We start from the raw sequence: 24,832 nt of genomic DNA, 5'->3' as shown, positions 1-24,832 counted from the left end.
CATGCAAACAAGAAAAAGTGAAATTTGGGTAGGTGTGTTTCTGCTGCTGGCGCTTCTGGCTGCGCTGTTTATCTGTCTCAGAGCGGCGGATATCACCTCCATTCGGACTGAACCCACTTATCGTCTCTATGCGACCTTCGATAATATCGGTGGTCTGAAGGCGCGTTCGCCGGTGCGCATCGGCGGTGTGGTGATTGGCCGCGTTTCAGACATCACGCTGGATGAAAAAACCTATCTGCCACGCGTCGAAATGGATATTGAAGAGCGCTACAACCACATTCCGGACACCAGTTCGCTGTCTATCCGCACGTCCGGTCTGCTGGGCGAGCAATACCTGGCGCTGAACGTCGGCTTTGAAGATCCTGAGCTGGGAACGTCTATTCTTAAAGACGGCGGCGTGATTCAGGATACGAAGTCAGCCATGGTGCTTGAAGATATGATTGGTCAGTTCCTTTACAGCGGTAAAGGAGATGATAAGAAATCCGACGATACCTCTGCACAGAGTGAAGGCCAAACTGACGTCGCGCCGACCCCTGGCACGACGAATTCATCTCAGGAGAAGTAATTCATGATTAAACGACTGTTAATGGTTGCCATGCTGGTGATTGCCCCGTTGAGTGCAGCTGTTGCTGCGGATCAGAGCAACCCCTATAAACTGATGGATGAGGCGGCGCAGAAGACCTTTGATCGCCTGAAAAACGAGCAACCTAAAATTCGTGCAAACCCGGATTACCTGCGTGATGTGGTGGATCAGGAACTGCTGCCGTATGTGCAGGTGAAATATGCGGGTGCGCTGGTGCTGGGCCGTTATTACAAAGATGCGACTCCTGCGCAGCGCGATGCTTACTTTGCCGCTTTCCGTGAATACCTAAAACAGGCGTACGGCCAGGCGCTGGCGATGTACCACGGCCAGACCTATCAAATCGCTCCGGAACAACCGCTGGGTGATGCGACCATCGTACCGATTCGTGTGACCATTATCGATCCGAACGGCCGCCCTCCGGTGCGCCTGGACTTCCAGTGGCGTAAAAACTCCCAGACGGGCAACTGGCAGGCCTATGACATGATCGCCGAAGGGGTGAGCATGATCACGACCAAACAGAACGAGTGGAGCGATCTGCTGCGTACTAAAGGTATTGATGGCCTGACCGCACAGCTGAAATCGATCTCCAGCCAGAAAATTTCTCTGGACGAGAAAAAGTAATGACGCAGCCATTTAGCTGGTCGCGTGAAGGCGACAAACTCGCGCTGTCCGGTGAACTTGACCAGGATCTGCTGAACCCCCTGTGGGATGTGCGTCGTGACGTCATGCAGGGCGTTAAGCTTATCGATTTAACCCACGTTACCCGCGTGGATACGGCAGGCGTTGCGCTGCTGGTCCATCTGGTGGCTGAAGGTAAAAAGCTGGGCCAGGCGGTCACGTTAAGCGGAGTCAGCGAAAAGGTGCTGACGCTGGTGCAGCTCTATAATCTGCCCGAAGACGTTTTACCTCGTTAATATTTTCAGTGCGTTACTTCTGAAAGCCTCGACTGTTTCATCGTCGGGGCTTTTTGCCTGTTTAAGCCTGCGTCACTTTGCTCTAAGATGTTGGGCTTGTTTCACTACCCGATGATTTAGAACCCATGGAAAATCATGAAATCCAGACAGTGCTGATGAATGCACTCTCCCTTCAGGAAGTCCACGTCACTGGCGATGGCAGTCACTTTCAGGTTATTGCTGTGGGTGAGATTTTCGACGGCATGAGCCGTGTGAAAAAACAGCAGGCTGTCTACGCGCCGCTGATGGAATACATTGCAGATAATCGCATTCACGCTCTGTCGATCAAAGCGTACACCCCGCAAGAGTGGGAACGCGATCGCAAGCTAAACGGTTTTTGAGCTGAGGGTGTCTAGCCCGCAGCACGGTTGAATTCATAAGAGAGCACATCATGGACAAATTTCGTGTACAGGGACCTACGCGTCTCCAGGGCGAAGTCACAATTTCCGGCGCGAAAAACGCTGCGCTGCCGATCCTCTTCGCCGCACTGCTTGCGGAAGAGCCGGTAGAAATCCAGAACGTACCGAAACTGAAAGATATCGACACCACCATGAAGTTGCTCACTCAGCTGGGCACCAAAGTGGAGCGCAATGGTTCCGTGTGGATCGATGCCAGCAACGTCAATAACTTCTCCGCACCGTACGACCTGGTAAAAACCATGCGCGCATCCATCTGGGCGCTTGGCCCGCTGGTGGCTCGTTTTGGTCAGGGCCAGGTGTCTCTGCCGGGCGGCTGTGCTATCGGTGCGCGTCCGGTCGACCTGCACATCTTTGGTCTGGAAAAACTGGGCGCAGAGATCAAGCTGGAAGAAGGTTACGTGAAAGCGTCCGTCAATGGCCGTCTGAAAGGCGCGCACATTGTGATGGATAAAGTGAGCGTTGGCGCGACCGTCACCATCATGTCTGCGGCGACGCTGGCTGAAGGAACCACGGTTATCGAAAACGCCGCGCGTGAGCCGGAAATCGTGGATACCGCGAACTTCCTCGTGGCGCTGGGTGCGAAGATCACCGGGCAGGGTACCGATCGCATTACCATCGAAGGCGTTGAGCGCCTGGGCGGCGGTGTGTACCGTGTTCTGCCAGACCGTATCGAGACCGGTACTTTCCTGGTTGCTGCTGCCATTTCTGGCGGCAAAATCATCTGCCGCAACGCGCAGCCGGACACGCTGGATGCGGTTCTGGCAAAACTGCGTGACGCAGGTGCGGATATCGAAATCGGGGAAGACTGGATCAGCCTGGATATGCACGGCAACCGTCCAAAAGCGGTGAACGTGCGTACGGCACCACACCCGGCTTTCCCGACGGATATGCAGGCGCAATTCACGCTGCTGAACCTGGTGGCGGAAGGGACTGGCTTCATCACTGAAACCATTTTCGAAAACCGCTTCATGCACGTACCGGAACTGATCCGTATGGGTGCACACGCCGAAATCGAGAGCAATACAGTCATCTGCCACGGTGTAGCAACGCTGTCTGGTGCGCAGGTAATGGCAACGGATTTACGTGCCTCTGCGAGCCTGGTGCTGGCGGGTTGTATTGCGGAAGGGACGACGATTGTGGATCGTATCTATCATATCGATCGCGGCTACGAGCGTATTGAAGACAAACTGCGCGCGCTGGGTGCAAATATCGAGCGTGTGAAGGGCGAGTAATCGTTCCCGCAGCCCCCTGCCAATATTGACCGGGGGGTTGCTGTTCCTGTCTGAGTCAAAGCGTCAGTTCTGGCGCTCTTTTCCCTCTGTCTTCTTGCGCATCATGCGTGTTCTGTCGATAAATTCGTGGGTAATGGGATCGTGATAACGCGAGGGCCAGATAATCCAGGGCTGCGTTTCTAGCGCACTGGCAATGATCAACTCTCCCTTGGGCCACGGACGGGTTAACGCGTTAGCCAGCGTAGAAGAACTTAATCCACTTCGTCGCGATTCGGCGGCCAGCGATGTCCCTTTTTTGCGCAATGCGGCAATAATGTCGGCCGAATGCCAGTCGATAAATTTCTTATCCATATCCTGTCCTCTGGTTCAAATACGTCCACGTCATTTCGGCTGAACTGACATGGCGATTATACCTTCTTCGAACGGTCGTTCTAAAAAGTTCGAATAACAGGATGCAACATTCAGAATATATCAAGGCTTTATACACACGGCATGTAAGCCGAATGTGTAACGTTAGATGGGGTGTTTGGGAACTTATTGAAACTCCCCGCGAATGCCGCGGGGAGAAAAAGGAACTTAACGATCGCGCTGAACGGCGATGTGTGCCAGCCCGATTAGCGCATCTCGCCATGGGCTGTCTGGGATAACCTGAATAGCGGCAATAGCTTTGTCGGCTTCTTCTTCTGCGCGCTGACGCGTCCAGTCCAGCGATCCACAGATCGCCATTGTTTCCAGTACGGGTTCCAGAAGATGTCTTCCGTTTCCTTGCTCAATCGCTTCGCGGATAAGCTTTGCCTGCTCTGGTGTGCCGTTACGCATTGCGTGCAGCAGCGGCAGGGTCGGTTTACCTTCGTTCAGGTCGTCTCCGACGTTTTTGCCCAGCGTTTCGCCATCGGCGCTGTAGTCGAGCAGATCGTCAATCAGCTGGAACGCGGTACCCAGGTAGCGGCCATAATCCTGCAGACCCCGCTCCTGCGCCTCGGTGCAGCCCGCAAGAATACCGGAGCACTGAGCCGCAGCTTCAAACAGGCGCGCGGTTTTACTGTAGATGACGCGCATGTAGTTTTCTTCAGTGATGTCCGGGTCGTTGACGTTCATCAGCTGCAGCACTTCGCCTTCAGCGATGACGTTCACGGCTTCAGACATCACCTCCAGCACTTTGAGCGAGCCGAGACGCGTCATCATCTGGAAGGCGCGGGTATAGATAAAATCGCCGACCAGGACGCTGGCGGCGTTGCCAAAGGCGGCGTTCGCAGTGGCTTTACCGCGACGCATATCGGATTCATCTACCACGTCATCATGCAGCAGCGTGGCTGTGTGGATAAACTCAATCAGGGCCGCGATATTGACGTGATCATTTCCCTGATAGCCAATGGCTCTCGCGGCCAGGATGGCGATCATTGGGCGGATACGTTTACCGCCGCCACTGACAATGTAATAACCCAACTGATTGATGAGTTGAACATCAGAGTTGAGTTGCTCCAGGATTGCTGCATTCACACCCGCCATATCTTGCGCGGTTAACTCGTTGATTTTTTCTAAATTCATCGCAAAAGCCGGGCTTCTTATTCTGTTTAGCGCATGACTACTGGGCTAATGAAGGTTTCGGTTTATCAATAGTATTGCTGATTGTACTGAAAAAACGGCTCAGATAAACGTTAGCGTACGCGTTGTGTTTTTTTTCTTCATGTATTGATGGTAGCACTTGTCAAAGGCTCGCGTTTTGCGTAATATTCGCGCCCTATTGTGAATATTTATAGCGCACTCTGAATCACACGAGGATGTGCGCGGAAGCGGAGTTCTATATGTACGCGGTTTTCCAAAGTGGTGGTAAACAACACCGAGTAAGCGAAGGTCAGACCATTCGCCTGGAAAAGCTGGACATCGCAACTGGCGAAGCTGTTGAGTTCGCTGAAGTTCTGATGATCGCAAACGGTGAAGAAGTCAAAATCGGCGTTCCTTTCGTTGATGGCGGCGTGATTAAAGCTGAAGTTGTTGCTCATGGTCGTGGCGAGAAAGTTAAAATCGTTAAGTTTCGTCGTCGTAAACACTACCGTAAGCAGCAGGGCCACCGTCAGTGGTTCACTGATGTGAAAATTACTGGCATCAGCGCCTAAGACCTGAGGAGAGATTTAAATGGCACATAAAAAGGCTGGCGGCTCAACTCGTAACGGTCGCGACTCAGAAGCTAAACGTCTTGGCGTTAAGCGTTTCGGTGGCGAATCTGTTCTGGCGGGTAGCATCATCGTTCGTCAACGTGGTACTAAATTCCACGCTGGCAACAACGTAGGTTGCGGTCGTGACCACACTCTGTTTGCTAAAGCAGACGGTAAAGTGAAATTTGAAGTTAAAGGCCCGAACAACCGTAAATACATCAGCATCGTTGCTGAGTAAGTTTTTCGTGGTCCGGTAACGGATTAAAGCCCCGCAACGTGTTGCGGGGCTTTTTACATTGAAAACCCGGAAAATTTTCTGCAGGGAAAACCGGCATGAAACAGCAGGCTGGCATCGGCATTCTTCTGGCGCTCACTACGGCGGTGTGCTGGGGGGCGTTGCCAATTGCAATGAAGCAGGTCCTGGAAGTGATGGAGCCGCCGACAGTGGTGTTTTATCGCTTTCTGATGGCCAGTATCGGCCTTGGCGCGATTCTGGCGATAAAAGGCAAACTGCCGCCGCTGCGGATTTTCCGTAAACCACGCTGGCTGGTACTTCTGGCTATTGCGACGGGCGGTCTGTTCGGTAACTTCATTCTGTTCAGCTCTTCCTTGCAGTATTTAAGTCCCACCGCGTCTCAGGTGATTGGTCAGCTTTCACCGGTTGGCATGATGGTGGCCAGCGTCTTTATCCTCAAGGAAAAGATGCGCGGCACACAGATCATCGGGGCAATCATGTTGCTGTGTGGTCTGGTGATGTTCTTTAACACCAGCCTGATTGAGATCTTTACCCGACTGACAGATTACACCTGGGGTGTGATTTTTGGCGTCGGGGCAGCAACGGTCTGGGTGAGCTACGGCGTCGCGCAAAAGGTGTTATTGCGCAGACTTGCCTCACAGCAGATCCTCTTTTTGCTGTACACTTTGTGTACGATAGCACTACTGCCGTTGGCGAAACCGGGTGTGATTACTCAGTTAAGCGACTGGCAACTGGCGTGCCTCATTTTTTGTGGGCTTAACACGCTGGTCGGTTATGGCGCGCTGGCCGAAGCGATGGCGCGCTGGCAGGCAGCACAAGTGAGTGCCCTGATTACACTCACGCCGCTGTTTACGCTGTTATTTTCAGATTTGTTATCAATGGCCTGGCCCGATTTCTTCGTCAAACCGATGTTAAACCTGTTGGGTTATCTCGGTGCGTTTGTCGTGGTTGCGGGCGCGATGTATTCCGCCATTGGTCATCGTCTTTGGGGACGTTGGCGCAAAAGTGAAGCGGTTGTAGTTGTCCCCCGCTCAGGCGAATGATTTACGGAGAGTAAGATGAAGTTTGTTGATGAAGCAACGATCCTGGTTGTTGCAGGTGATGGCGGTAATGGTTGCGTTAGCTTCCGCCGTGAAAAATACATTCCTCGTGGCGGCCCTGACGGCGGCGACGGTGGAGATGGTGGTGACGTGTGGTTAGAGGCGGATGAAAACCTCAACACGCTGATCGACTACCGCTTTGAAAAATCTTTCCGCGCGGAGCGTGGGCAGAATGGTCAGAGCCGCGACTGTACCGGTAAACGCGGCAAAGACGTCACTATTAAAGTGCCTGTCGGTACGCGTGTTATCGATCAGGGTACGGGCGAAACCATGGGTGACATGACCAAACACGGTCAGCGTCTGATGGTGGCAAAAGGTGGCTGGCACGGTCTGGGTAACAGCCGTTTCAAATCCTCTGTGAACCGTACTCCGCGTCAAAAAACGATGGGTACGCCGGGCGATAAACGCGATCTGCAGCTGGAACTGATGCTGCTGGCGGATGTGGGTATGCTGGGCATGCCAAACGCCGGTAAATCGACGTTCATCCGTGCGGTCTCTGCGGCGAAACCAAAAGTGGCGGATTATCCGTTTACGACCCTGGTACCAAGCCTCGGCGTTGTCCGTATGGATAACGAAAAGAGCTTTGTGGTCGCCGATATCCCAGGTCTGATTGCGGGTGCGGCTGAAGGCGCAGGCCTCGGTATTCGCTTCCTGAAACACCTTGAGCGTTGTCGTGTTCTGTTGCACCTCATCGATATCGATCCGATCGACGGTTCTGATCCGGTTGAGAATGCGCGCATCATCATCGGTGAGCTGGAGAAATACAGCGATAAGCTGGCCGCTAAACCGCGCTGGCTGGTCTTTAACAAGATCGACCTGATGGACAAAACCGAAGCAGAAGCGAAAGCGAAAGCCATCGCTGAAGCAATGGGTTGGGAAGACAAATACTACCTGATCTCTGCGGCAAGCCAGATGGGCGTGAAAGATCTTTGCTGGGATGTGATGACGTTTATCATCGAAAACCCAGTTGCTCAGGCAGAAGAAGTGAAAGGGCCTGAGAAAGTTGAGTTTATGTGGGATGACTATCATCGCCAGCAGCTCGAAGAACAAGAAGTTGACGTCGAAGATGACGAAGACTGGGATGATGACTGGGACGAAGACGACGAAGAAGGTGTCGAATTCATCTACAAGCACTGATCCGCTAAGAAGCCCCCTCTCGAGGGGGCTTTTTTTTTTTAGCTCAGCGTGGAGGGCAGCCAGCAACTGGCGATTAACCCGCCCTCAGGCGCATTCTCCAGCGTCAGATTGCCGCGATGCAACTGCACGATACGCTGGACAATACTCAGCCCCAGCCCACTGCCACCAAAACGTTGGTCGAGACGACGGAACGGCTCGGTAATCGAGTGGCGATGCGCCTCGTCAATGCCTGGCCCCTGATCGATGACGCTGACCTGGGTGCCCTCGTCGTGTTCCGTTAGCGTGACGGTGATAGTCGTACCCGCCGGGCTATAGCGCGCCGCATTCTCCAGCAGGTTGCGCAGCATCAGTCTCAGAAGTACCGGATCGCCCTGAACGGTCAGAGAACTTTGAGGCGGCCAGATGACGCTGTGCTCTTTCGCCTCATGCTCTAACGCCAGCGGCGCGATAATATGCTCACTCCAGTTGACCGTATCATAATGGCCGCTGGCCATAGCCTGCCCCGCTCGCGCCAGCATTAACAGCTGTTCGACGGTGTGCATCAGCTGATCGATGCGATGAATCAGCGTCGCAGCCTGTGGTGAGCCTGACTGAGACATGAGTTCCAGATGAAGCCGGATACCAGCGAGCGGTGTACGCAGCTCATGAGCCGCGTCAGCCGTGAACAAGCGCTCCTGCTTGATGGTGTGGTCCAGACGCGCAAGCAGCTGATTCAGCGATGTAGTCACCGCTCCAATCTCTTCCATATCGGAAAAAAGAGGCAGGGGAGTGAGATTATCCGCCGAGCGGTTGGCGAGACTGACGCGCAGTTTGTTTAGCGGGCGCGTAATCCAGGTGATGGCCCAGAAGGAGAAGAGCAGGGTAAAACCGACCATGACCAGCGAAGGCACCAGCAGCGAGGCTATGGCTTCGCGGATCTCCTTCTCGACATGTTGGTTACGCGATTTTGCCGACAGGGTTTCACTCACCAGAAAGCCAATTTGCTCGCGGCTTTCATGCCACAGCCAAATCACGCTAATCAACTGGAAAAATAACAGAATGACCGCCAGCAAAACCATCAATCGCCGACGCATGCTGTTCATTTTTGACTCTCCAGGCGATAGCCCACACCGCGAACGGTTTTGATGCGGTCTTTACCGAGCTTGCGCCGCAGATTGTGAATATGGACCTCAAGGGTGTTTGATCCCGGATCGTCCTGCCAGGAATAGATATCCTGCTGGAGAGTTTCGCGGTGCACGGTTTGTCCGGTGCGCATAATCAGCCGCGTGAGCAGAGCGAACTCTTTCGGAGTGACTTCGACCGCCTGCGAATGACGCATCACCTGCTGGGTTTGCAAATTCAGCGTCAGATCGCCATCCGTCACCAGATTGTCACTGTGCCCCTGATAGCGGCGAATCAGCGCGCGAACGCGAGCCTGTAGCTCTGCCAGGGCAAAGGGTTTCACCAGATAATCATCGGCGCCGGAGTCGAGACCATTGATTCGGTCTGCGAGGGCATCGCGCGCTGTCAGGATCAGTACCGGATTTTCAACGCCGCGGCGACGCCACTGGCTCAGCAACGTAGCGCCGTCTTTATCGGGCAGCCCTAAATCCAGGATCACCAGGCTGTACTCGCCGCTTTGAATCAGCGAGTCAGCTTCTGCCGCAGTGGCAGCACAATCAAGCGCATATCCTTCGTTGGCCAGTGCCAGCGCCAGACCTTCCTGTAATAACAGGTCGTCTTCAACAATGAGTAATTTCATCGCTAGTTATTCTGGTAGATGTCCTTGTAAAGCCTGCTTTCGAAACGCACCAGAGGGATACGGCGATTACGCTGGTCGCTCGGTTCGACGGCATAGCCGGAAAGATACTGCACAAACGCCATGCGTTGGCCGCTGGCCGTCGTAATAAAGCCTGCCAGGTTATACACCCCTTGCAGTGAACCCGTTTTGGCGGAAACTTTTCCGTCTACGCCAGCAGCGTGCAGACCTGCACGGTACTGAAGAGAGCCATCGTAACCCGCGAGAGGGAGCATCGAGATAAAGTTTAGCTCAGTGTCGTGCTGCGCAATGTACTGAAGAACCTGCATCATTGTTGCAGGTGAGATCAGATTATGGCGCGAAAGGCCTGAGCCATCGACCGCAATAGTGTTACCAAGATCGATCCCCGCCTGCTGGCGCAGGATCTGGCGAACGGCATCGGAACCTGCCCGCCACGTACCGGGAACGCCAAATCGGGCATGACCGATCATGCGGAACACCGTATCGGCGATCATGTTGTCGGACTTTTTCAGCATAATCTTAAGCAGATCGTGCAGCGGCGCGGACTGTTTGCTGGCAATCACCGTGCCGGGTTCATTGGACTGCGTCTGGCGCAGCAGCGTCCCGGAATAGCTGATATTGGCCTGTTTCAGCTCATCTTTCAGAATGGAACCGGCGTAGCTGGCACCATCCTGAATAGCGAACGCCAGCGGCAGCGGGTCGGCACGCTGCGTCAGGCATCCGGTCAGGGTAAAGCGGTTCAGATCGCCGGGTACCACATCCAGCTCGCAATACTGTGCATCAGGCGAGCCTTTCGCCAGCGTGCGTACCTGGCTGAACATGGTGACGGGGTAGTAGGACGCCACGCGAATAAAGGCTAAATCATTGGCCTTAGGCGCGCTGTACAGCGAGACGGAGAAGCAGTTACGGTCGACGATTGCCGCAGACGGCGGGGCGCTAAAGCACTGGGTCATGTCGTTCCACGGCCAGCCAGGGGCTTTGTCGTGGCTGGCAAAAATGGAGGTGTCGATCAGCACATTGCCGTCGATTTTCTGCACCCCGGACTTTTTCAGCACCGCGACCATATTGCGGATATCCTGGCGCTTAAAAGTCGGATCGCCGCCAAAACGGGCGATTAAATCGCCTTTCAGGACGCCGTCATCCACGCTGCCTTTGCTTTCCAGCGTGGTGGTGAAGCGGAAATCGGGCCCCAGCTGCAAGAGCGCAGCCAGAGCTGTAATCACTTTCTGTGTACTGGCGGGGAGTGCCATTTGCTGGCTGTGATAGTCAATCTCCGGCGCCTGGGCACCCACTTTTTGCACCATCAGCGCAAGGTTAGCGCCAGCTGGGAGTTGATTAATATACTCATCCACATTCGCTGCCTGGACAGTGAACGCCACACTGGTAGTCAATCCGATGATAAATCTGGAAAATCGCATAATCTCGCGCTAACAACCCGTAAACAAACCGTCATACTACGGTGCAACGCCCTGTAAAGTAAACGATGACCCATAGTGAACTTCGCGGTAAAATGCGCATCAAATTGAAAAATTGCTGCTGACCTGGAACTTTGCTTCCGGGCAGTTTTCTTTTGCTCCCGACCTGTGACACGCTTTGACCCCTGCGAGGCCGGAAGTCGGAGTGAGTGAGTCGCTCCCAACAGGAATGTTTAAGAGGTATAACAAATGCAAGCTATTCCGATGACCTTACGTGGTGCCGAAAAACTGCGCGAAGAACTGGATTTTCTGAAATCTGTTCGCCGTCCTGAAATCATCGCCGCAATCGCGGATGCGCGTGAGCATGGCGACCTGAAAGAGAACGCGGAGTATCACGCCGCGCGCGAACAGCAAGGCTTCTGTGAAGGCCGTATCAAAGATATTGAAGCGAAACTGTCGAATGCTCAGGTGATCGATATCAGCAAAATCCCGAACAATGGCCGCGTGATTTTTGGTTCTACCGTGACGGTGCTGAACCTGGACAATGACGAAGAGCAGGCTTACCGCATTGTGGGCGATGACGAGGCGGACTTTAAACAGAACCTCATCTCCGTTAACTCGCCGATTGCCCGTGGTCTGATTGGCAAAGAGCAGGACGATGTGGTGGTGATCCGCACGCCTGGCGGCGAAGTGGAATACGAAATTATTAAGGTCGAGTACCTGTAATTCGCATCTCACCGCAGTTGTTGATACATTGTAAAGAAAGGAAAAAGGCCGCATAGCGGCCTTTTATCAACTCACGGAGCATGGCATTTTGCTCACCTGCTATTGGAAATCCCTCGTTTTACACTGAAAAAGTGTTCGATTCAGGATATTCTTAGCGTGGTAGCGAGATTTTACGCTCTTTAGACGGGCGGTAGAGCACCAGCGTTTTACCGATAACCTGTACATTACAGGCACCGGTATTGCGCACGATAGCTTCCACGATCAGGGTTTTCGTGTCTCTGTCTTCAGAGGCAATTTTCACCTTAATCAGCTCGTGGTGCTCCAGCGCTTGTTCGATCTCGGCAAGCACCCCTTCGGTCAAACCATTGTTGCCAAGCATGACTACAGGCTTGAGTGGATGTGCCAGACCTTTAAGGTGCTGTTTTTGTTTAGTACTCAGATTCATCGTATATTTTTGCTTACGTTGGGATTGAAAACGGTTCATTCTACCGCCATCTCCCTTATATCGCCAAATAGCTGCGTAGAAATTTACGTCAAAGGCAGGTTACGATGAACCAGGACGGAAAGTTAAATGACAGGTAAAAAGCGTTCTGCCAGCTCCAGCCGCTGGCTCCAGGAACACTTTAGCGATAAATATGTTCTTCAGGCACAGAAAAAGGGGTTACGTTCCCGTGCCTGGTTTAAACTTGATGAAATACAGCAAAGTGACAAACTCTTTAAACCGGGAATGACGATTGTTGACCTCGGTGCGGCACCTGGCGGATGGTCACAGTACGCTGTGACACAAATTGGTGGCCAGGGGCGAATCATCGCATGCGATCTTTTACCAATGGATCCGATTGTCGGTGTTGACTTCCTTCAGGGCGATTTTCGTGATGAATTAGTCCTGAAAGCATTACTCGAACGTGTAGGTGACAGTAAAGTTCAGGTTGTCATGTCTGATATGGCGCCAAATATGTGCGGAACACCAGCGGTGGATATTCCCCGTTCCATGTATCTGGTTGAACTTGCGTTAGAAATGTGTCGTGATGTTCTAGCGCCTGGTGGTAGTTTTGTAGTGAAGGTGTTCCAGGGCGAAGGTTTCGAGGAGTATCTTAAGGAAATTCGCTCCCTGTTTGCGAAAGTGAAAGTTCGTAAGCCGGACTCTTCCCGTGCTCGTTCACGTGAAGTGTATATTGTAGCGACCGGGCGGAAATGATAACCGGCTGACTTCGGACGAACGTTCGAAAGACACTGGATAGAGAGTCTCCTGACGCTGTTTTTAACACAGTTGTAATATGAGGTTAATCCCTTGAGTGACATGGCGAAAAACCTAATACTCTGGCTGGTCATTGCCGTTGTGCTGATGTCAGTGTTCCAGAGCTTTGGGCCCAGCGAGTCGAATGGCCGCAAGGTGGATTATTCTACCTTCCTGCAAGAGGTCAATCAGGACCAGGTTCGCGAAGCGCGTATCAACGGACGTGAGATCAACGTTACCAAGAAAGATAGTAACCGTTACACGACTTACATCCCGGTGAACGATCCTAAGCTGCTTGATAACCTTCTGACTAAAAACGTCAAGGTGGTAGGTGAGCCGCCTGAAGAGCCAAGCCTGCTGGCTTCTATCTTCATTTCCTGGTTCCCGATGCTGCTGCTTATCGGTGTCTGGATCTTCTTCATGCGCCAAATGCAGGGCGGCGGTGGCAAAGGCGCCATGTCGTTCGGTAAGAGCAAAGCGCGCATGCTGACGGAAGATCAGATCAAGACCACGTTTGCCGACGTCGCAGGTTGTGACGAAGCAAAAGAAGAAGTGGCGGAACTGGTTGAATACCTGCGTGAGCCGAGCCGTTTCCAGAAACTGGGCGGTAAGATCCCGAAAGGCGTTCTGATGGTTGGTCCTCCGGGTACCGGTAAAACCCTGCTGGCGAAAGCCATCGCGGGTGAAGCGAAAGTCCCATTCTTTACCATTTCAGGTTCTGACTTCGTTGAAATGTTCGTGGGTGTTGGTGCATCTCGTGTGCGTGACATGTTCGAGCAGGCTAAGAAGGCAGCACCGTGCATTATCTTCATCGATGAAATCGATGCCGTAGGCCGCCAGCGTGGCGCGGGTCTGGGCGGCGGTCACGATGAACGTGAACAGACTCTGAACCAGATGCTGGTTGAGATGGACGGCTTCGAAGGTAACGAAGGTATCATCGTTATCGCGGCGACTAACCGTCCAGACGTACTTGACCCTGCGCTGCTGCGTCCAGGCCGTTTCGACCGTCAGGTTGTGGTCGGTCTGCCAGATGTTCGTGGTCGTGAACAGATCCTTAAAGTCCACATGCGTCGCGTACCGCTGTCTCCGGACATCGATGCGGCAATCATCGCACGTGGTACGCCGGGCTTCTCCGGTGCTGACCTGGCAAACCTGGTCAACGAAGCAGCGCTGTTTGCCGCTCGCGGTAACAAACGTGTCGTGTCGATGGTGGAGTTCGAGAAAGCGAAAGACAAAATCATGATGGGTGCGGAACGTCGCTCCATGGTGATGACTGAAGCGCAGAAAGAGTCCACGGCATACCACGAAGCAGGCCATGCGATTATTGGTCGTCTGGTACCGGAACACGATCCGGTGCATAAAGTGACCATTATCCCACGCGGTCGCGCACTCGGTGTGACCTTCTTCCTGCCGGAAGGCGATGCGATTAGCGCCAGCCGTCAGAAGCTGGAAAGCCAAATTTCGACCCTGTACGGTGGTCGTCTGGCTGAAGAGATTATCTACGGTGTGGAGCATGTTTCTACCGGTGCGTCTAACGACATCAAAGTCGCGACTAACCTGGCACGTAACATGGTTACTCAGTGGGGCTTCTCCGACAAACTCGGTCCGCTGCTGTACGCGGAAGAGGAAGGCGAAGTGTTCCTGGGCCGCTCTGTAGCGAAGGCGAAACACATGTCCGATGAAACCGCGCGTATCATCGATCAGGAAGTGAAGGCGCTGGTTGAACGCAACTATGGCCGCGCACGTGAAATCCTAAATGACAACCTGGACATTCTGCACTCAATGAAAGATGCGCTCATGAAATATGAGACCATTGATGCTCCGCAGATTGACGACCTGATGGCTCGCCGCGAAGTGCGTCCGCCAGCAGGCTGGGAAGATCCAGGCGCTTCCAATAATTCTGATAACAATGGCACCCCGCGTGCACCGCGTCCGGTCGATGAACCGCGTACGCCAAATCCGGGCAATACCATGTCAGAACAGTTAGGCGACAAATAAGTCACCGCTGAAGATGTATTTATCTTCACCTGAAACCCTGGAGCTTGCTCCGGGGTTTTTCTTATCTGCATAACTCAAAATACCAGGGATTTAGCCATGAAACTTTTCGCCCAGGACACGACTCTCGATCTCTCACATCCCCATGTGATGGGCATCCTGAACGTTACCCCTGACTCCTTTTCCGACGGCGGCACGCATAACACGCTGATTGACGCGGTGAAGCATGCCAATCTGATGATCAATGCAGGCGCAACGATTATTGATATCGGCGGCGAATCGACGCGCCCCGGTGCGGCGGACGTGAGTGTGGAAGAAGAGTTATCACGCGTGATCCCGGTGGTTGAGGCTATCGCCCAGCGTTTTGAAGTCTGGATCTCCGTCGACACCTCTAAGCCGGAAGTTATTCGTGAATCGGCGAGAGTGGGTGCTCACATCATTAATGATATTCGCTCTCTGTCTGAGCCTGGTGCTCTTGAGGCTGCCGCAGAAACCGGTTTGCCGGTTTGCCTGATGCACATGCAGGGCCAGCCAAAAACGATGCAGGAAGCTCCAAAATATTCTGATGTGTTCGCGGACGTGAATCGCTACTTTATTGAGCAAATCGCGCGCTGTGAGCGTGCCGGTATCGCAAAAGAGAAATTGCTGCTCGACCCGGGATTCGGTTTCGGTAAAAATCTCTCCCATAACTATGAGCTGCTTGCACGCTTATCGGAATTTCACCATTTTGGCTTGCCGTTGCTGGTCGGGATGTCGCGAAAAACCATGGTCGGGCAATTGCTGAATGTTGGCCCGAGCGAACGTCTGAGCGGCAGCCTTGCCTGCGCGGTGATCGCGGCTATGCAAGGTGCTCACATTATTCGCGTCCATGACGTCAAAGAGACAGTAGAAGCTATGCGTGTGGTTGAAGCCACATTGTCAGCGAAGGAAAACAAACGCTATGAGTAATCGTAAATATTTTGGCACCGATGGTATCCGTGGGCGCGTGGGTGATGCACCTATTACTCCTGAATTTGTGCTTAAGTTGGGTTGGGCGGCAGGTAAGGTACTGGCGCGTCATGGCTCGCGTAAGATCATCATCGGTAAAGATACCCGTATTTCTGGCTATATGCTGGAGTCGGCATTAGAGGCGGGGCTTTCAGCCGCCGGGCTTTCCGCTTCCTTTACCGGTCCAATGCCAACCCCTGCGGTGGCTTATCTGACGCGCACCTTCCGCGCTGAAGCCGGTATTGTGATTTCAGCTTCCCATAACCCGTTCTACGACAACGGCATCAAATTCTTCTCCATCGATGGCACCAAACTGCCGGATGAAGTCGAAGAAGCCATCGAAGCAGAAATGGAAAAAGAGCTGACCTGCGTTGACTCCTCTGAGCTGGGCAAAGCCAGCCGTATTGTGGATGCTGCGGGCCGTTACATCGAATTCTGTAAAGGCACCTTCCCGAACGAACTGAGCCTGAGCCATCTCAAAATTGTGGTCGATTGTGCTAATGGCGCGACGTACCACATTGCGCCAAACGTGTTCCGTGAACTCGGCGCTAAAGTGATTGCTATCGGCTGTGAGCCAGACGGCGTCAACATCAACGAAGAAGTGGGCGCCACTGACGTGCGTGCGCTGCAGGCCCGCGTTCTGGCTGAAAAAGCCGACCTGGGGATTGCGTTTGACGGTGATGGCGACCGCGTCATCATGGTGGATCACGAAGGTAATAAGGTCGATGGCGATCAGATCCTCTACATCATCGCCCGTGAAGGACTGCGTCAGGGCCAACTTCGCGGTGGCGCGGTAGGTACGCTGATGAGCAACATGGGTCTTGAGCTGGCGCTGAAGCAGCTGGGTATTCCATTTGCGCGTGCTAAAGTGGGCGACCGCTATGTGCTGGAAAAATTGCAGGAAAAAGGCTGGCGCATTGGGGCTGAAAACTCCGGCCACGTGATCCTGCTCGACAAAACCACTACGGGTGACGGTATCGTCGCCAGTCTGCAGGTGGTTGCCGCGATGGTGCGTAACCATATGAGCCTGCACGATCTCTGCACCGGCATGAAAATGTTCCCGCAGATTCTGGTGAATGTTCGCTTTACCGCGGGTAAAGGCGATCCGCTAGAAAATGAGAACGTGAAAACGGTGATGGCGGAAGTCGAAGCTGCCCTCGGGAATCGTGGCCGCGTGCTGCTGCGTAAATCCGGAACTGAGCCGCTTATTCGCGTGATGGTCGAAGGTGAAGACGAGCAGCAGGTTACTGAGTTTGCTCATCGAATCGCCGATGCGGTGAAAGCTGCATAACTTTGCACAGTAAGTGTTTAAAAAGGCGACGCTTGTCGCCTTTATTTTGCCCGACAGATGCGCTTTTGCTGTTTTTTTCCGCAGTTGATACAATGCGCTGAAATTGCCCTTGCGAAGGTCATTCGCTTTGGTTAGTATTCACACCCGCTTCAGTGGGAAACACAATTCCTGCTAAATTGGTCGAAGCATTGGTATGCGGCAACTCCGCAAGGAACAGGTTGATTATGTACGAAGCTCTTTTAGTTGTTTTCCTTATTGTAGCCATCGCTCTTGTAGCGCTGATCATGCTGCAGCAAGGTAAAGGCGCTGATATGGGAGCCTCCTTCGGAGCAGGCGCTTCCGGTACGCTGTTTGGTTCAAGTGGTTCTGCGAACTTCATGACCCGTACAACGGCTATTCTGGCTACGCTGTTCTTCATCATCAGTCTGGCGCTTGGCAATATCAATAGCAACAAGACCACAAAAGGAAGCGAGTGGGACAATCTGAGTGCTCCGTCTAAAACTGAGCAGACTCAGCCAGCTGAACCGGCTAAGCCGACCAGCGATATCCCGCACTAAGTACTCAGTACCGAGGTGGTGGAATTGGTAGACACGCTACCTTGAGGTGGTAGTGCCCTAACGGGCTTGTGGGTTCGAGTCCCATCCTCGGTACCAATATTCCAGAAAAAAGACGTCGAAAGGCGTCTTTTTTTTCGTCTGTATCTTTTGAGTCCCTGTTTTCAAAGTCCCGGTAAGCTAGTAGTACCACCGGCCAAAACGGGCGTATAGCAGTGTGCTTACCCGCCCGACAAAAGAACATCAGCCCAACAAAAAAGGCGCCCTAAGGCGCCTTTTGCATGTCTTCTTTAAGAATTACTTCTTGTCGCTGTGTTCCAGATTCTCAACCTGCGGCAGGCCATTGCCGGAAGAGGCAGAGAGCAGACCGGTTTCGATGTAGTTGAACAGCTTCTCACGGGTGTCGGTGATATCCAGGTTACGCATGGTTAACTGACCGATACGATCGTCCGGGGAGAACACGGAATCACCTTTCTCCATCGTCAGACGCTCTGCTTTATAGGTCAGGTTGTCAGACACGGTGTTCAGGATGGAATAATCATTGCCACGACGCAGTTCCAGAGTCACTTCACCGGTGATAGCGCTTGCAACCCAACGCTGCAGAGCATCACGCAGCATCAGTGCCTGTGGATCAAACCAGCGACCCTGGTACAGCAGTTTACCCAGTTGACGACCGTGGGAATGATACTGCTCAATGGTGTCTTCGTTGTGAATACCGGTCAGCAGACGCTCATAGGCAATGTGCAGCAGTGCCATCCCCGGGGCTTCATAGATGCCACGGCTCTTCGCTTCGATAATACGGTTTTCAATTTGATCGCTCATGCCTAAGCCGTGGCGACCACCGATGCGGTTTGCTTCCAGCATCAGCTCGACGTCATCAGCGAACGTTTGACCATTCAGGGCAACAGGGTGACCACGCTCAAAACGTACTGTTACTTCTTCAGCCTGGATTTTGACGTTTTCGTCCCAGAACTTCACGCCCATGATCGGGTTAACGATCTTCACGCTGGAGTTCAGGAATTCCAGGTCTTTCGCTTCGTGCGTCGCACCCAGCATATTGGAGTCGGTGGAGTAGGCTTTCTCAACTGACATTTTGTAGTCGAAGCCGCAGGCGATCATGAATTCGGACATCTCATGGCGGCCGCCCAACTCGTCAATAAAGTCGGTATCCAGCCACGGTTTATAAATCTGCAGCTCGGCGTTTGTCAGCAGACCATAGCGATAGAAACGCTCAATATCGTTGCCTTTATAGGTGCTACCATCGCCCCAGATATTTACGCCATCGTCTTTCATGGCGGCAACCAGCATCGTGCCCGTCACCGCACGACCCAGCGGTGTGGTGTTGAAATAGGTCAGACCGCCCGTGGTGTTATGGAATGCGCCGCACTGAATCGCAGCGATACCTTCCGCAACCAGCTGCTTACGGCAGTCAATCAGACGTGCGTTCTCTGCGCCATATTCCATGGCACGACGAGGGATCGCATCATAATCGTCCTCATCCGGCTGACCCAGGTTCGCAGTATAAGCATAAGGAACCGCTCCCTTTTGGCGCATCCACAGCAGTGCAGCGCTGGTATCCAGGCCGCCAGAAAAAGCGATGCCAATACGTTGTCCTACCGGAAGATGCTTGAGAATCGTCGTCATAAAATAAAACCCTGCTTGATTGACTGATTAGAGACCGCTTTCGCTCTCATTGCATGTTTATGCAAAATAAGTGAGTTTTCATTTAATCATCTTTTGTCGATGACCGGAAGAGATTCGTGCATTTTTTGTGAAAAATCCTGTGCTGCTGCCTGTTGCGAGGCAAACAGGAAAAAAGACACAAGCCTTTAATGTTATTCAGCGTAGCGCATGGAAACCAGAGTTGACAGCGGAATGCTCTAACCAATATAATGCATGCAGATTTTACGTCCCGTCCTCGGTACCAAATCCCAGCATTATTTGCATTTTTTACCCAAAACGAGTAAAATTTGCCACGTTTCAGGCGCGGGGTGGAGCAGCCTGGTAGCTCGTCGGGCTCATAACCCGAAGGTCGTCGGTTCAAATCCGGCCCCCGCAACCACTTTCCTATAAAGTTCTTTTTCAAATATACTGTGAAGACTCAGAGCCTTCGTAGCTGGATTTGAAAAAATTCTTTCAGAAAGTGCTCCAGGCCGCAGTTGCGGCTATAGGGTTCAGTTATCTAAAGCCCCGATTTATCGGGGTTTTTTGTTATCTGACTACAGAATAACTGGGCTTTAGGCCCTTTTTTTATGTCTTGGGGGTGGGCTTGTCCACATTAGAGCAAAAATTAACAGAGATGATTAAGGCACCAGTCGAAGCACTGGGCTACGAACTGGTCGGCATCGAATTTATTCGCAGCCGCACATCCACGCTGCGCATCTATATTGATAGTGAAGATGGCATCAATGTTGATGATTGTGCTGATGTCAGCCACCAGGTTAGTGCAGTTCTTGACGTTGAAGATCCTATTACTGTTGCCTATAACCTGGAAGTTTCCTCGCCTGGTCTCCACCGTCCGATGTTCACCGCTGAGCACTACACGCGGTATCTCGGTGAAGAAGTGACTGTCGTTCTGCGTATGGCTGTGCAAAACCGCCGTAAATGGCAGGGCATTATTAAGGCCGTTGATGGTGAGATGATCACGGTGACAGTCGAAGGCAAAGATGAAGTGTTCGCGCTGAGTAATATCCAGAAGGCGAACCTGGTTCCCCACTTTTAACAGTCTGGATTGAGGTGAAAAGCCCGCGATGAACAAAGAAATTTTGGCTGTTGTTGAAGCCGTCTCTAACGAGAAATCACTGCCGCGTGAGAAGATTTTCGAAGCGCTGGAAAGTGCACTGGCTACAGCAACCAAGAAAAAATACGAACAAGAGATCGATGTTCGCGTAGAAATCGATCGTAAAAGTGGTGACTTCGATACCTTCCGCCGTTGGGTGATCGTCGAAGAAGTGACCCAACCAACCAAAGAAATCACGCTTGAAGCGGCTCGTTATGAAGACGAAAGCTTCAACGTTGGCGAATATGTTGAAGATCAGATCGAATCTGTCACCTTCGACCGTATCACCACCCAGACCGCTAAGCAGGTTATCGTACAGAAAGTACGTGAAGCTGAGCGCGCGATGGTGGTTGATCAGTTCCGCGAACACGAAGGTGAAATCATCACCGGTGTGGTGAAGAAAGTGAACCGTGACAACATCTCTCTGGATCTGGGCAGCAACGCTGAAGCCGTGATCCTGCGTGAAGACATGTTGCCGCGTGAGAACTTCCGTCCAGGCGACCGTATCCGCGGCGTTCTGTACGCAGTGCGTCCGGAAGCGCGTGGTGCGCAGCTCTTCGTCACTCGCTCTAAGCCAGAAATGCTGATCGAACTGTTCCGCATTGAGGTGCCAGAAATCGGTGAAGAAGTTATCGAGATCAAAGCAGCGGCCCGCGATCCGGGTTCTCGCGCTAAGATCGCGGTAAAAACCAACGATAAGCGTATCGACCCGGTCGGTGCTTGCGTTGGTATGCGTGGCGCACGTGTCCAGGCTGTTTCTACTGAACTGGGCGGCGAGCGCATTGATATCGTGCTTTGGGACGACAACCCGGCACAATTCGTGATTAACGCTATGGCTCCGGCTGACGTGTCTTCTATCGTTGTCGACGAAGACAAGCACACCATGGATATCGCCGTTGAAGCAGGTAACCTGGCACAGGCTATCGGTCGTAACGGTCAGAACGTCCGTCTGGCGTCTCAGCTGAGCGGCTGGGATCTGAACGTAATGACGGTTGATGACCTGCAGGCTAAGCATCAGGCTGAAGCCCATGCAGCGATCGATAACTTTACGAAGTACCTGGACATCGACGAAGATTTCGCCACTGTCCTGGTCGAAGAAGGTTTCTCTTCGCTTGAAGAACTGGCCTATGTGCCAATTAAAGAACTGCTGGAAATTGACGGCCTGGATGAAGCAACCGTTGAAGCCCTGCGTGAACGCGCTAAAAACGCACTGACCACCCTGGCGCTGGCTCAGGAAGAAAGCCTTGGTGATAACAAGCCGGCTGATGACCTGCTGAATCTGGAAGGTCTTGATCGTGCGATTGCGTTCAAGCTGGCTGCCCGTGGTGTTTGTACGCTGGAAGATCTCGCTGAGCAAGGCGTTGATGACCTGGCTGATATCGAAGGTTTAACCGACGAGAAAGCCGGCGAACTCATCATGGCCGCACGTAATATTTGCTGGTTCGGCGACGAAGCGTAATAAACTGTAGCAGGAAGGAACAGCATGACTGATGTAACTGTAAAATCGCTGGCTGCTGAGATTCAGACCCCTGTGGACCGCCTGGTACAGCAATTTGCTGATGCAGGGATCCCAAAGGCTGCTGATGACTCAGTAACTGCACAAGAAAAACAAACTTTGTTAGCGCACCTGAACCGTGAACACGGTTCAACGCCTGACAAACTGACGTTGCAGCGTAAAACGCGCAGCACGTTAAATGTTCCAGGTACCGGTGGAAAAAGCAAATCGGTACAAATCGAAGTCCGCAAGACACGCACCTTTGTAAAACGTGATCCGCAAGAGGCCGAGCGCCTTGCAGCGGAAGAGCAGGCGCAGCGTGAAGCGGAAGAGCAAGCCCATCGTGAGGCAGAAGAAACAGCCAAGCGTGAGGCAGTATTAAAAGCTGAACGTGAGGCCGCTGAAAAAGCGAAACGCGATGCCAGTGATAAAGCAAAGCGTGAAGCTGCGGAAAAAGACAAAGTGAGCAATCAACAAACTGACGAAATGACCAAAACCGCCCAGGCAGAAAAAGCCCGTCGTGAAACCGAAGCAGCCGACCTGAAGCGTAAAGCGGAAGAAGAAGCACGTCGCAAGCTCGAAGAAGATGCGCGTCGCGTGGCTGAAGAAGCACGTCGTATGGCGGAAGAAAATGCCGGTGTTTGGGCTGAGCAAGAAAAAGAGAAAGGTGAAGAGGATAAGAGCGATTATCACGTCACGACTTCTCAGCATGCTCGCCAGGCCGAAGATGAGAACGATCGTGAAGTTGAAGGCGGCCGTGGCCGTACTCGCACGACTAAAGCGGCTCGTCCTCAGAAGAAAGGCAACAAGCACTCTGAATCCAAAGCTGACCGTGAAGAAGCGCGCGCCGCTGTTCGCGGTGGTAAAGGTGGCAAGCGTAAAGGTTCCTCTTTACAGCAGGGCTTCCAGAAACCTGCTCAGGCCGTTAACCGCGACGTTGTGATTGGCGAAACCATCACCGTGGGCGACCTGGCAAACAAAATGGCTGTTAAAGGCTCTCAGGTCATCAAAGCGATGATGAAACTGGGCGCAATGGCGACCATTAACCAGGTTATCGATCAGGAAACCGCACAGCTCGTTGCTGAAGAGATGGGCCACAAAGTTATCCTGCGTCGTGAAAACGAGCTGGAAGAAGCGGTAATGAGCGACCGTGACACTGGCGCTGCGGCAGAATCCCGCGCACCCGTTGTGACCATCATGGGTCACGTTGACCACGGTAAAACCTCTCTGCTGGACTACATTCGTTCAACGAAAGTGGCCTCTGGCGAAGCGGGCGGCATTACCCAGCACATCGGTGCTTACCACGTTGAAACTGACAACGGTATGATCACCTTCCTGGATACCCCGGGTCACGCCGCGTTTACCTCTATGCGTGCTCGTGGTGCACAGGCAACGGATATCGTTGTTCTGGTTGTTGCAGCAGACGATGGCGTGATGCCACAGACAATCGAAGCAATCCAGCACGCGAAAGCGGCGCAGGTGCCAGTGGTTGTTGCTGTGAACAAGATCGATAAGCCAGAAGCTGACATGGATCGCGTTAAAAACGAACTGTCCCAGTACGGCGTTATGCCGGAAGAGTGGGGCGGTGAGTCTCAGTTCATCCCAGTATCTGCAAAAGCGGGTACCGGTATTGATGACCTGCTGAACGCAATCCTGCTGCAGGCTGAAGTTCTGGAGCTGAAAGCCGTTCGTAAAGGCATGGCAAGCGGCGCCGTTATCGAATCCTTCCTGGATAAAGGTCGTGGTCCGGTTGCAACGGTTCTGGTCCGTGAAGGTACGCTGAACAAAGGCGACATCGTACTGTGTGGCTTCGAATACGGTCGTGTTCGTGCGATGCGTAACGAACTGGGTCAGGAAGTTCTGGAAGCAGGTCCATCCATTCCTGTGGAAATCCTGGGTCTGTCCGGTGTTCCGGCTGCCGGTGATGAAGTGACCGTTGTTCGTGACGAGAAGAAAGCGCGTGAAGTTGCACTGTATCGTCAGGGCAAATTCCGTGAAGTTAAGCTGGCTCGTCAGCAGAAATCTAAACTCGAGAACATGTTCGCTAACATGACTGAAGGCGAAGTTCACGAAGTGAACGTCGTACTGAAAGCAGACGTTCAGGGTTCTGTGGAAGCGATCTCCGACTCTTTACTGAAACTGTCTACCGACGAAGTGAAAGTGAAGATCATCGGTTCTGGTGTCGGTGGTATCACCGAAACCGACGCAACCCTGGCAGCGGCGTCCAACGCGATTCTGGTTGGCTTCAACGTTCGTGCTGATGCTTCTGCGCGTAAAGTTATCGATTCAGAAAGCCTGGATCTGCGCTACTACTCCGTCATCTACCATCTGATCGACGAAGTGAAAGCAGCGATGAGCGGCATGCTGTCTCCAGAACTGAAACAGCAGATCATCGGTCTGGCTGAAGTGCGTGACGTGTTCAAATCACCGAAATTTGGTGCGATCGCGGGTTGTATGGTTACCGAAGGTACCATCAAACGTCATAACCCAATCCGCGTTCTGCGTGACAACGTGGTTATCTACGAAGGCGAGCTGGAATCCCTGCGCCGCTTCAAAGATGACGTTAACGAAGTCCGTAACGGCATGGAATGTGGTATCGGCGTTAAGAACTACAACGATGTTCGCGTTGGCGATATGATCGAAGTGTTCGAAATCATCGAAATCCAGCGTAGCATTGCTTAATCCCCGAAAGGATTAAGAAAATTGTAAGCCGGGTAAGCGAAGCGCCACCCGGCATGAAATATCAAAAGGGGCTTAT

At 52.8% G+C, this 24,832-nt stretch carries 25 protein-coding genes and 2 tRNA genes; 20 read left to right on the top strand and 7 right to left on the bottom strand.

Annotated elements, in window-relative coordinates:
* The first annotated feature begins 1 nt into the window (after position 1).
* The 5 genes from mlaD (at position 2) to murA (ending at position 3,187) form a co-directional block, all read left to right on the top strand.
* The gene (mlaD, locus tag F153LOC_RS09300; RefSeq protein WP_100780811.1) at positions 2 to 565 is read left to right on the top strand and encodes an outer membrane lipid asymmetry maintenance protein MlaD; all 564 of its coding nucleotides are present in this window, start codon (positions 2 to 4) and stop codon (positions 563 to 565) included.
* A gap of 3 nt (positions 566 to 568) precedes the next feature.
* Positions 569 to 1,204, top strand: coding sequence for a phospholipid-binding protein MlaC (gene mlaC / locus F153LOC_RS09295; protein WP_100778735.1), 636 nt, complete (start codon positions 569 to 571; stop codon positions 1,202 to 1,204).
* Positions 1,204 to 1,497 (top strand): lipid asymmetry maintenance protein MlaB, encoded by a 294-nt coding sequence (gene mlaB, locus F153LOC_RS09290; protein ID WP_100778736.1) that lies wholly within the window; start codon positions 1,204 to 1,206, stop codon positions 1,495 to 1,497. Before mlaC ends, mlaB begins: the two co-directional genes overlap by 1 nt.
* Positions 1,498 to 1,622: 125 nt before the next feature.
* The gene (gene ibaG / locus F153LOC_RS09285) at positions 1,623 to 1,877 is read left to right on the top strand and encodes a BolA family iron metabolism protein IbaG (protein ID WP_100778737.1); all 255 of its coding nucleotides are present in this window, start codon (positions 1,623 to 1,625) and stop codon (positions 1,875 to 1,877) included.
* 50 nt (positions 1,878 to 1,927) lie between these two features.
* Positions 1,928 to 3,187 (top strand): UDP-N-acetylglucosamine 1-carboxyvinyltransferase, encoded by a 1,260-nt coding sequence (murA, locus tag F153LOC_RS09280; protein ID WP_100778738.1) that lies wholly within the window; start codon positions 1,928 to 1,930, stop codon positions 3,185 to 3,187.
* Between the two features lie 63 nt (positions 3,188 to 3,250).
* Here murA and sfsB read toward each other — a convergent pair whose 3' ends face one another.
* Together sfsB and ispB are read right to left on the bottom strand one after the other, a co-directional pair.
* Complete coding sequence (gene sfsB / locus F153LOC_RS09275) at positions 3,251 to 3,538, bottom strand: DNA-binding transcriptional regulator SfsB (RefSeq protein WP_100778739.1); 288 nt, start codon at positions 3,536 to 3,538, stop codon at positions 3,251 to 3,253.
* Between the two features lie 225 nt (positions 3,539 to 3,763).
* On the bottom strand, positions 3,764 to 4,735 hold the full coding sequence (gene ispB / locus F153LOC_RS09270; RefSeq protein ID WP_102105489.1) for an octaprenyl diphosphate synthase: 972 nt from the start codon (positions 4,733 to 4,735) through the stop codon (positions 3,764 to 3,766).
* A 257-nt stretch (positions 4,736 to 4,992) separates the two neighbouring features.
* Between ispB and rplU the strand changes: the two genes are divergently transcribed.
* The 4 genes from rplU to cgtA all read left to right on the top strand — a co-directional run bounded on the left by rplU (position 4,993) and on the right by cgtA (position 7,836).
* Positions 4,993 to 5,304 carry a 50S ribosomal protein L21 gene (gene rplU, locus F153LOC_RS09265; RefSeq protein WP_095284390.1) on the top strand — a complete coding sequence of 104 codons (312 nt, stop codon included), beginning with the start codon at positions 4,993 to 4,995 and terminating at the stop codon, positions 5,302 to 5,304.
* A gap of 19 nt (positions 5,305 to 5,323) precedes the next feature.
* Positions 5,324 to 5,581 (top strand): 50S ribosomal protein L27, encoded by a 258-nt coding sequence (rpmA, locus tag F153LOC_RS09260; RefSeq protein WP_004385076.1) that lies wholly within the window; start codon positions 5,324 to 5,326, stop codon positions 5,579 to 5,581.
* Positions 5,582 to 5,676: 95 nt separating this feature from the next.
* A complete protein-coding gene (locus F153LOC_RS09255; RefSeq protein WP_100778741.1) occupies positions 5,677 to 6,642 on the top strand; it encodes a DMT family transporter in 966 nt (321 codons plus the stop codon).
* 15 nt (positions 6,643 to 6,657) lie between these two features.
* Positions 6,658 to 7,836, top strand: coding sequence for an Obg family GTPase CgtA (gene cgtA / locus F153LOC_RS09250; RefSeq protein WP_102105488.1), 1,179 nt, complete (start codon positions 6,658 to 6,660; stop codon positions 7,834 to 7,836).
* A gap of 38 nt (positions 7,837 to 7,874) precedes the next feature.
* Here cgtA and pmrB read toward each other — a convergent pair whose 3' ends face one another.
* The 3 genes from pmrB to dacB are packed head-to-tail and all read right to left on the bottom strand — an operon-like array spanning position 7,875 to position 11,013.
* Entirely contained in the window at positions 7,875 to 8,918 is a 1,044-nt protein-coding gene (gene pmrB / locus F153LOC_RS09245; RefSeq protein WP_102105487.1) for a two-component system sensor histidine kinase PmrB, read from the bottom strand.
* Complete coding sequence (gene pmrA, locus F153LOC_RS09240; protein WP_102105486.1) at positions 8,915 to 9,577, bottom strand: two-component system response regulator PmrA; 663 nt, start codon at positions 9,575 to 9,577, stop codon at positions 8,915 to 8,917. Before pmrA ends, pmrB begins: the two co-directional genes overlap by 4 nt.
* Before the next feature lie 2 nt (positions 9,578 to 9,579).
* A complete protein-coding gene (gene dacB / locus F153LOC_RS09235) occupies positions 9,580 to 11,013 on the bottom strand; it encodes a serine-type D-Ala-D-Ala carboxypeptidase (protein WP_102105485.1) in 1,434 nt (477 codons plus the stop codon).
* Positions 11,014 to 11,259: 246 nt separating this feature from the next.
* On the opposite strand from dacB, the gene greA reads away from it, so the two are divergent.
* Positions 11,260 to 11,736 carry a transcription elongation factor GreA gene (greA, locus tag F153LOC_RS09230; RefSeq protein WP_100778746.1) on the top strand — a complete coding sequence of 159 codons (477 nt, stop codon included), beginning with the start codon at positions 11,260 to 11,262 and terminating at the stop codon, positions 11,734 to 11,736.
* A 151-nt stretch (positions 11,737 to 11,887) separates the two neighbouring features.
* On the opposite strand, the gene yhbY is transcribed toward greA, so the two are convergent.
* Entirely contained in the window at positions 11,888 to 12,181 is a 294-nt protein-coding gene (gene yhbY, locus F153LOC_RS09225) for a ribosome assembly RNA-binding protein YhbY (protein WP_095283563.1), read from the bottom strand.
* 126 nt (positions 12,182 to 12,307) lie between these two features.
* Here yhbY and rlmE point away from each other — a divergent pair, with 126 nt between their 5' ends.
* The 6 genes from rlmE (at position 12,308) to F153LOC_RS09190 (ending at position 17,899) form a co-directional block, all read left to right on the top strand.
* Positions 12,308 to 12,934 (top strand): 23S rRNA (uridine(2552)-2'-O)-methyltransferase RlmE, encoded by a 627-nt coding sequence (gene rlmE / locus F153LOC_RS09215; RefSeq protein WP_100778747.1) that lies wholly within the window; start codon positions 12,308 to 12,310, stop codon positions 12,932 to 12,934.
* 102 nt (positions 12,935 to 13,036) lie between these two features.
* Complete coding sequence (ftsH, locus tag F153LOC_RS09210; protein ID WP_100778748.1) at positions 13,037 to 14,971, top strand: ATP-dependent zinc metalloprotease FtsH; 1,935 nt, start codon at positions 13,037 to 13,039, stop codon at positions 14,969 to 14,971.
* 96 nt (positions 14,972 to 15,067) lie between these two features.
* Complete coding sequence (folP, locus tag F153LOC_RS09205) at positions 15,068 to 15,916, top strand: dihydropteroate synthase (RefSeq protein WP_100778749.1); 849 nt, start codon at positions 15,068 to 15,070, stop codon at positions 15,914 to 15,916.
* On the top strand, positions 15,909 to 17,246 hold the full coding sequence (glmM, locus tag F153LOC_RS09200; RefSeq protein WP_100778750.1) for a phosphoglucosamine mutase: 1,338 nt from the start codon (positions 15,909 to 15,911) through the stop codon (positions 17,244 to 17,246). Before folP ends, glmM begins: the two co-directional genes overlap by 8 nt.
* A 224-nt stretch (positions 17,247 to 17,470) precedes the next feature.
* Positions 17,471 to 17,803: a preprotein translocase subunit SecG gene (gene secG / locus F153LOC_RS09195; protein ID WP_100778751.1), complete on the top strand. Its 333-nt coding sequence runs from the start codon at positions 17,471 to 17,473 to the stop codon at positions 17,801 to 17,803.
* A gap of 9 nt (positions 17,804 to 17,812) precedes the next feature.
* Positions 17,813 to 17,899, top strand: a tRNA-Leu gene (locus F153LOC_RS09190).
* 198 nt (positions 17,900 to 18,097) lie between these two features.
* Here F153LOC_RS09190 and argG read toward each other — a convergent pair.
* Positions 18,098 to 19,444 carry an argininosuccinate synthase gene (argG, locus tag F153LOC_RS09185; protein WP_102105484.1) on the bottom strand — a complete coding sequence of 449 codons (1,347 nt, stop codon included), beginning with the start codon at positions 19,442 to 19,444 and terminating at the stop codon, positions 18,098 to 18,100.
* Between the two features lie 341 nt (positions 19,445 to 19,785).
* Here argG and F153LOC_RS09180 point away from each other — a divergent pair.
* From F153LOC_RS09180 to infB, 4 genes are all read left to right on the top strand, one after another.
* A tRNA-Met gene (locus F153LOC_RS09180) sits at positions 19,786 to 19,862 on the top strand.
* Between the two features lie 207 nt (positions 19,863 to 20,069).
* Entirely contained in the window at positions 20,070 to 20,522 is a 453-nt protein-coding gene (gene rimP, locus F153LOC_RS09175) for a ribosome maturation factor RimP (protein ID WP_142503648.1), read from the top strand.
* Positions 20,523 to 20,550: 28 nt separating this feature from the next.
* On the top strand, positions 20,551 to 22,038 hold the full coding sequence (gene nusA, locus F153LOC_RS09170; RefSeq protein ID WP_100778754.1) for a transcription termination factor NusA: 1,488 nt from the start codon (positions 20,551 to 20,553) through the stop codon (positions 22,036 to 22,038).
* A gap of 24 nt (positions 22,039 to 22,062) precedes the next feature.
* Entirely contained in the window at positions 22,063 to 24,756 is a 2,694-nt protein-coding gene (gene infB / locus F153LOC_RS09165; protein WP_100778755.1) for a translation initiation factor IF-2, read from the top strand.
* The last annotated feature ends 76 nt before the right edge of the window (positions 24,757 to 24,832 follow it).

Source organism: Lelliottia sp. F153 (genome assembly GCF_002870005.1).
In the GTDB taxonomy this organism is placed as follows: domain Bacteria; phylum Pseudomonadota; class Gammaproteobacteria; order Enterobacterales; family Enterobacteriaceae; genus Enterobacter; species Enterobacter nimipressuralis.
This window is presented reverse-complemented; position numbering and strand designations above follow the sequence as displayed.

Bases quoted from the DNA above. Each gene is read 5' to 3' on its own strand.
- ftsH (WP_100778748.1), top strand. From the start codon at position 13,037: ATGGCGAAAAACCTAATACTCTGGCTGGTCATTGCCGTTGTGCTGATG.
- mlaD (WP_100780811.1), top strand. From the start codon at position 2: ATGCAAACAAGAAAAAGTGAAATTTGGGTAGGTGTGTTTCTGCTGCTG.
- greA (WP_100778746.1), top strand. From the start codon at position 11,260: ATGCAAGCTATTCCGATGACCTTACGTGGTGCCGAAAAACTGCGCGAA.
- yhbY (WP_095283563.1), bottom strand. From the start codon at position 12,181: ATGAATCTGAGTACTAAACAAAAACAGCACCTTAAAGGTCTGGCACAT.
- rplU (WP_095284390.1), top strand. From the start codon at position 4,993: ATGTACGCGGTTTTCCAAAGTGGTGGTAAACAACACCGAGTAAGCGAA.
- mlaB (WP_100778736.1), top strand. From the start codon at position 1,204: ATGACGCAGCCATTTAGCTGGTCGCGTGAAGGCGACAAACTCGCGCTG.
- murA (WP_100778738.1), top strand. From the start codon at position 1,928: ATGGACAAATTTCGTGTACAGGGACCTACGCGTCTCCAGGGCGAAGTC.
- rpmA (WP_004385076.1), top strand. From the start codon at position 5,324: ATGGCACATAAAAAGGCTGGCGGCTCAACTCGTAACGGTCGCGACTCA.
- pmrA (WP_102105486.1), bottom strand. From the start codon at position 9,577: ATGAAATTACTCATTGTTGAAGACGACCTGTTATTACAGGAAGGTCTG.
- infB (WP_100778755.1), top strand. From the start codon at position 22,063: ATGACTGATGTAACTGTAAAATCGCTGGCTGCTGAGATTCAGACCCCT.
- pmrB (WP_102105487.1), bottom strand. From the start codon at position 8,918: ATGAACAGCATGCGTCGGCGATTGATGGTTTTGCTGGCGGTCATTCTG.
- mlaC (WP_100778735.1), top strand. From the start codon at position 569: ATGATTAAACGACTGTTAATGGTTGCCATGCTGGTGATTGCCCCGTTG.
- dacB (WP_102105485.1), bottom strand. From the start codon at position 11,013: ATGCGATTTTCCAGATTTATCATCGGATTGACTACCAGTGTGGCGTTC.
- F153LOC_RS09255 (WP_100778741.1), top strand. From the start codon at position 5,677: ATGAAACAGCAGGCTGGCATCGGCATTCTTCTGGCGCTCACTACGGCG.
- cgtA (WP_102105488.1), top strand. From the start codon at position 6,658: ATGAAGTTTGTTGATGAAGCAACGATCCTGGTTGTTGCAGGTGATGGC.
- secG (WP_100778751.1), top strand. From the start codon at position 17,471: ATGTACGAAGCTCTTTTAGTTGTTTTCCTTATTGTAGCCATCGCTCTT.
- sfsB (WP_100778739.1), bottom strand. From the start codon at position 3,538: ATGGATAAGAAATTTATCGACTGGCATTCGGCCGACATTATTGCCGCA.
- rlmE (WP_100778747.1), top strand. From the start codon at position 12,308: ATGACAGGTAAAAAGCGTTCTGCCAGCTCCAGCCGCTGGCTCCAGGAA.
- ibaG (WP_100778737.1), top strand. From the start codon at position 1,623: ATGGAAAATCATGAAATCCAGACAGTGCTGATGAATGCACTCTCCCTT.
- ispB (WP_102105489.1), bottom strand. From the start codon at position 4,735: ATGAATTTAGAAAAAATCAACGAGTTAACCGCGCAAGATATGGCGGGT.
- glmM (WP_100778750.1), top strand. From the start codon at position 15,909: ATGAGTAATCGTAAATATTTTGGCACCGATGGTATCCGTGGGCGCGTG.
- nusA (WP_100778754.1), top strand. From the start codon at position 20,551: ATGAACAAAGAAATTTTGGCTGTTGTTGAAGCCGTCTCTAACGAGAAA.
- argG (WP_102105484.1), bottom strand. From the start codon at position 19,444: ATGACGACGATTCTCAAGCATCTTCCGGTAGGACAACGTATTGGCATC.
- folP (WP_100778749.1), top strand. From the start codon at position 15,068: ATGAAACTTTTCGCCCAGGACACGACTCTCGATCTCTCACATCCCCAT.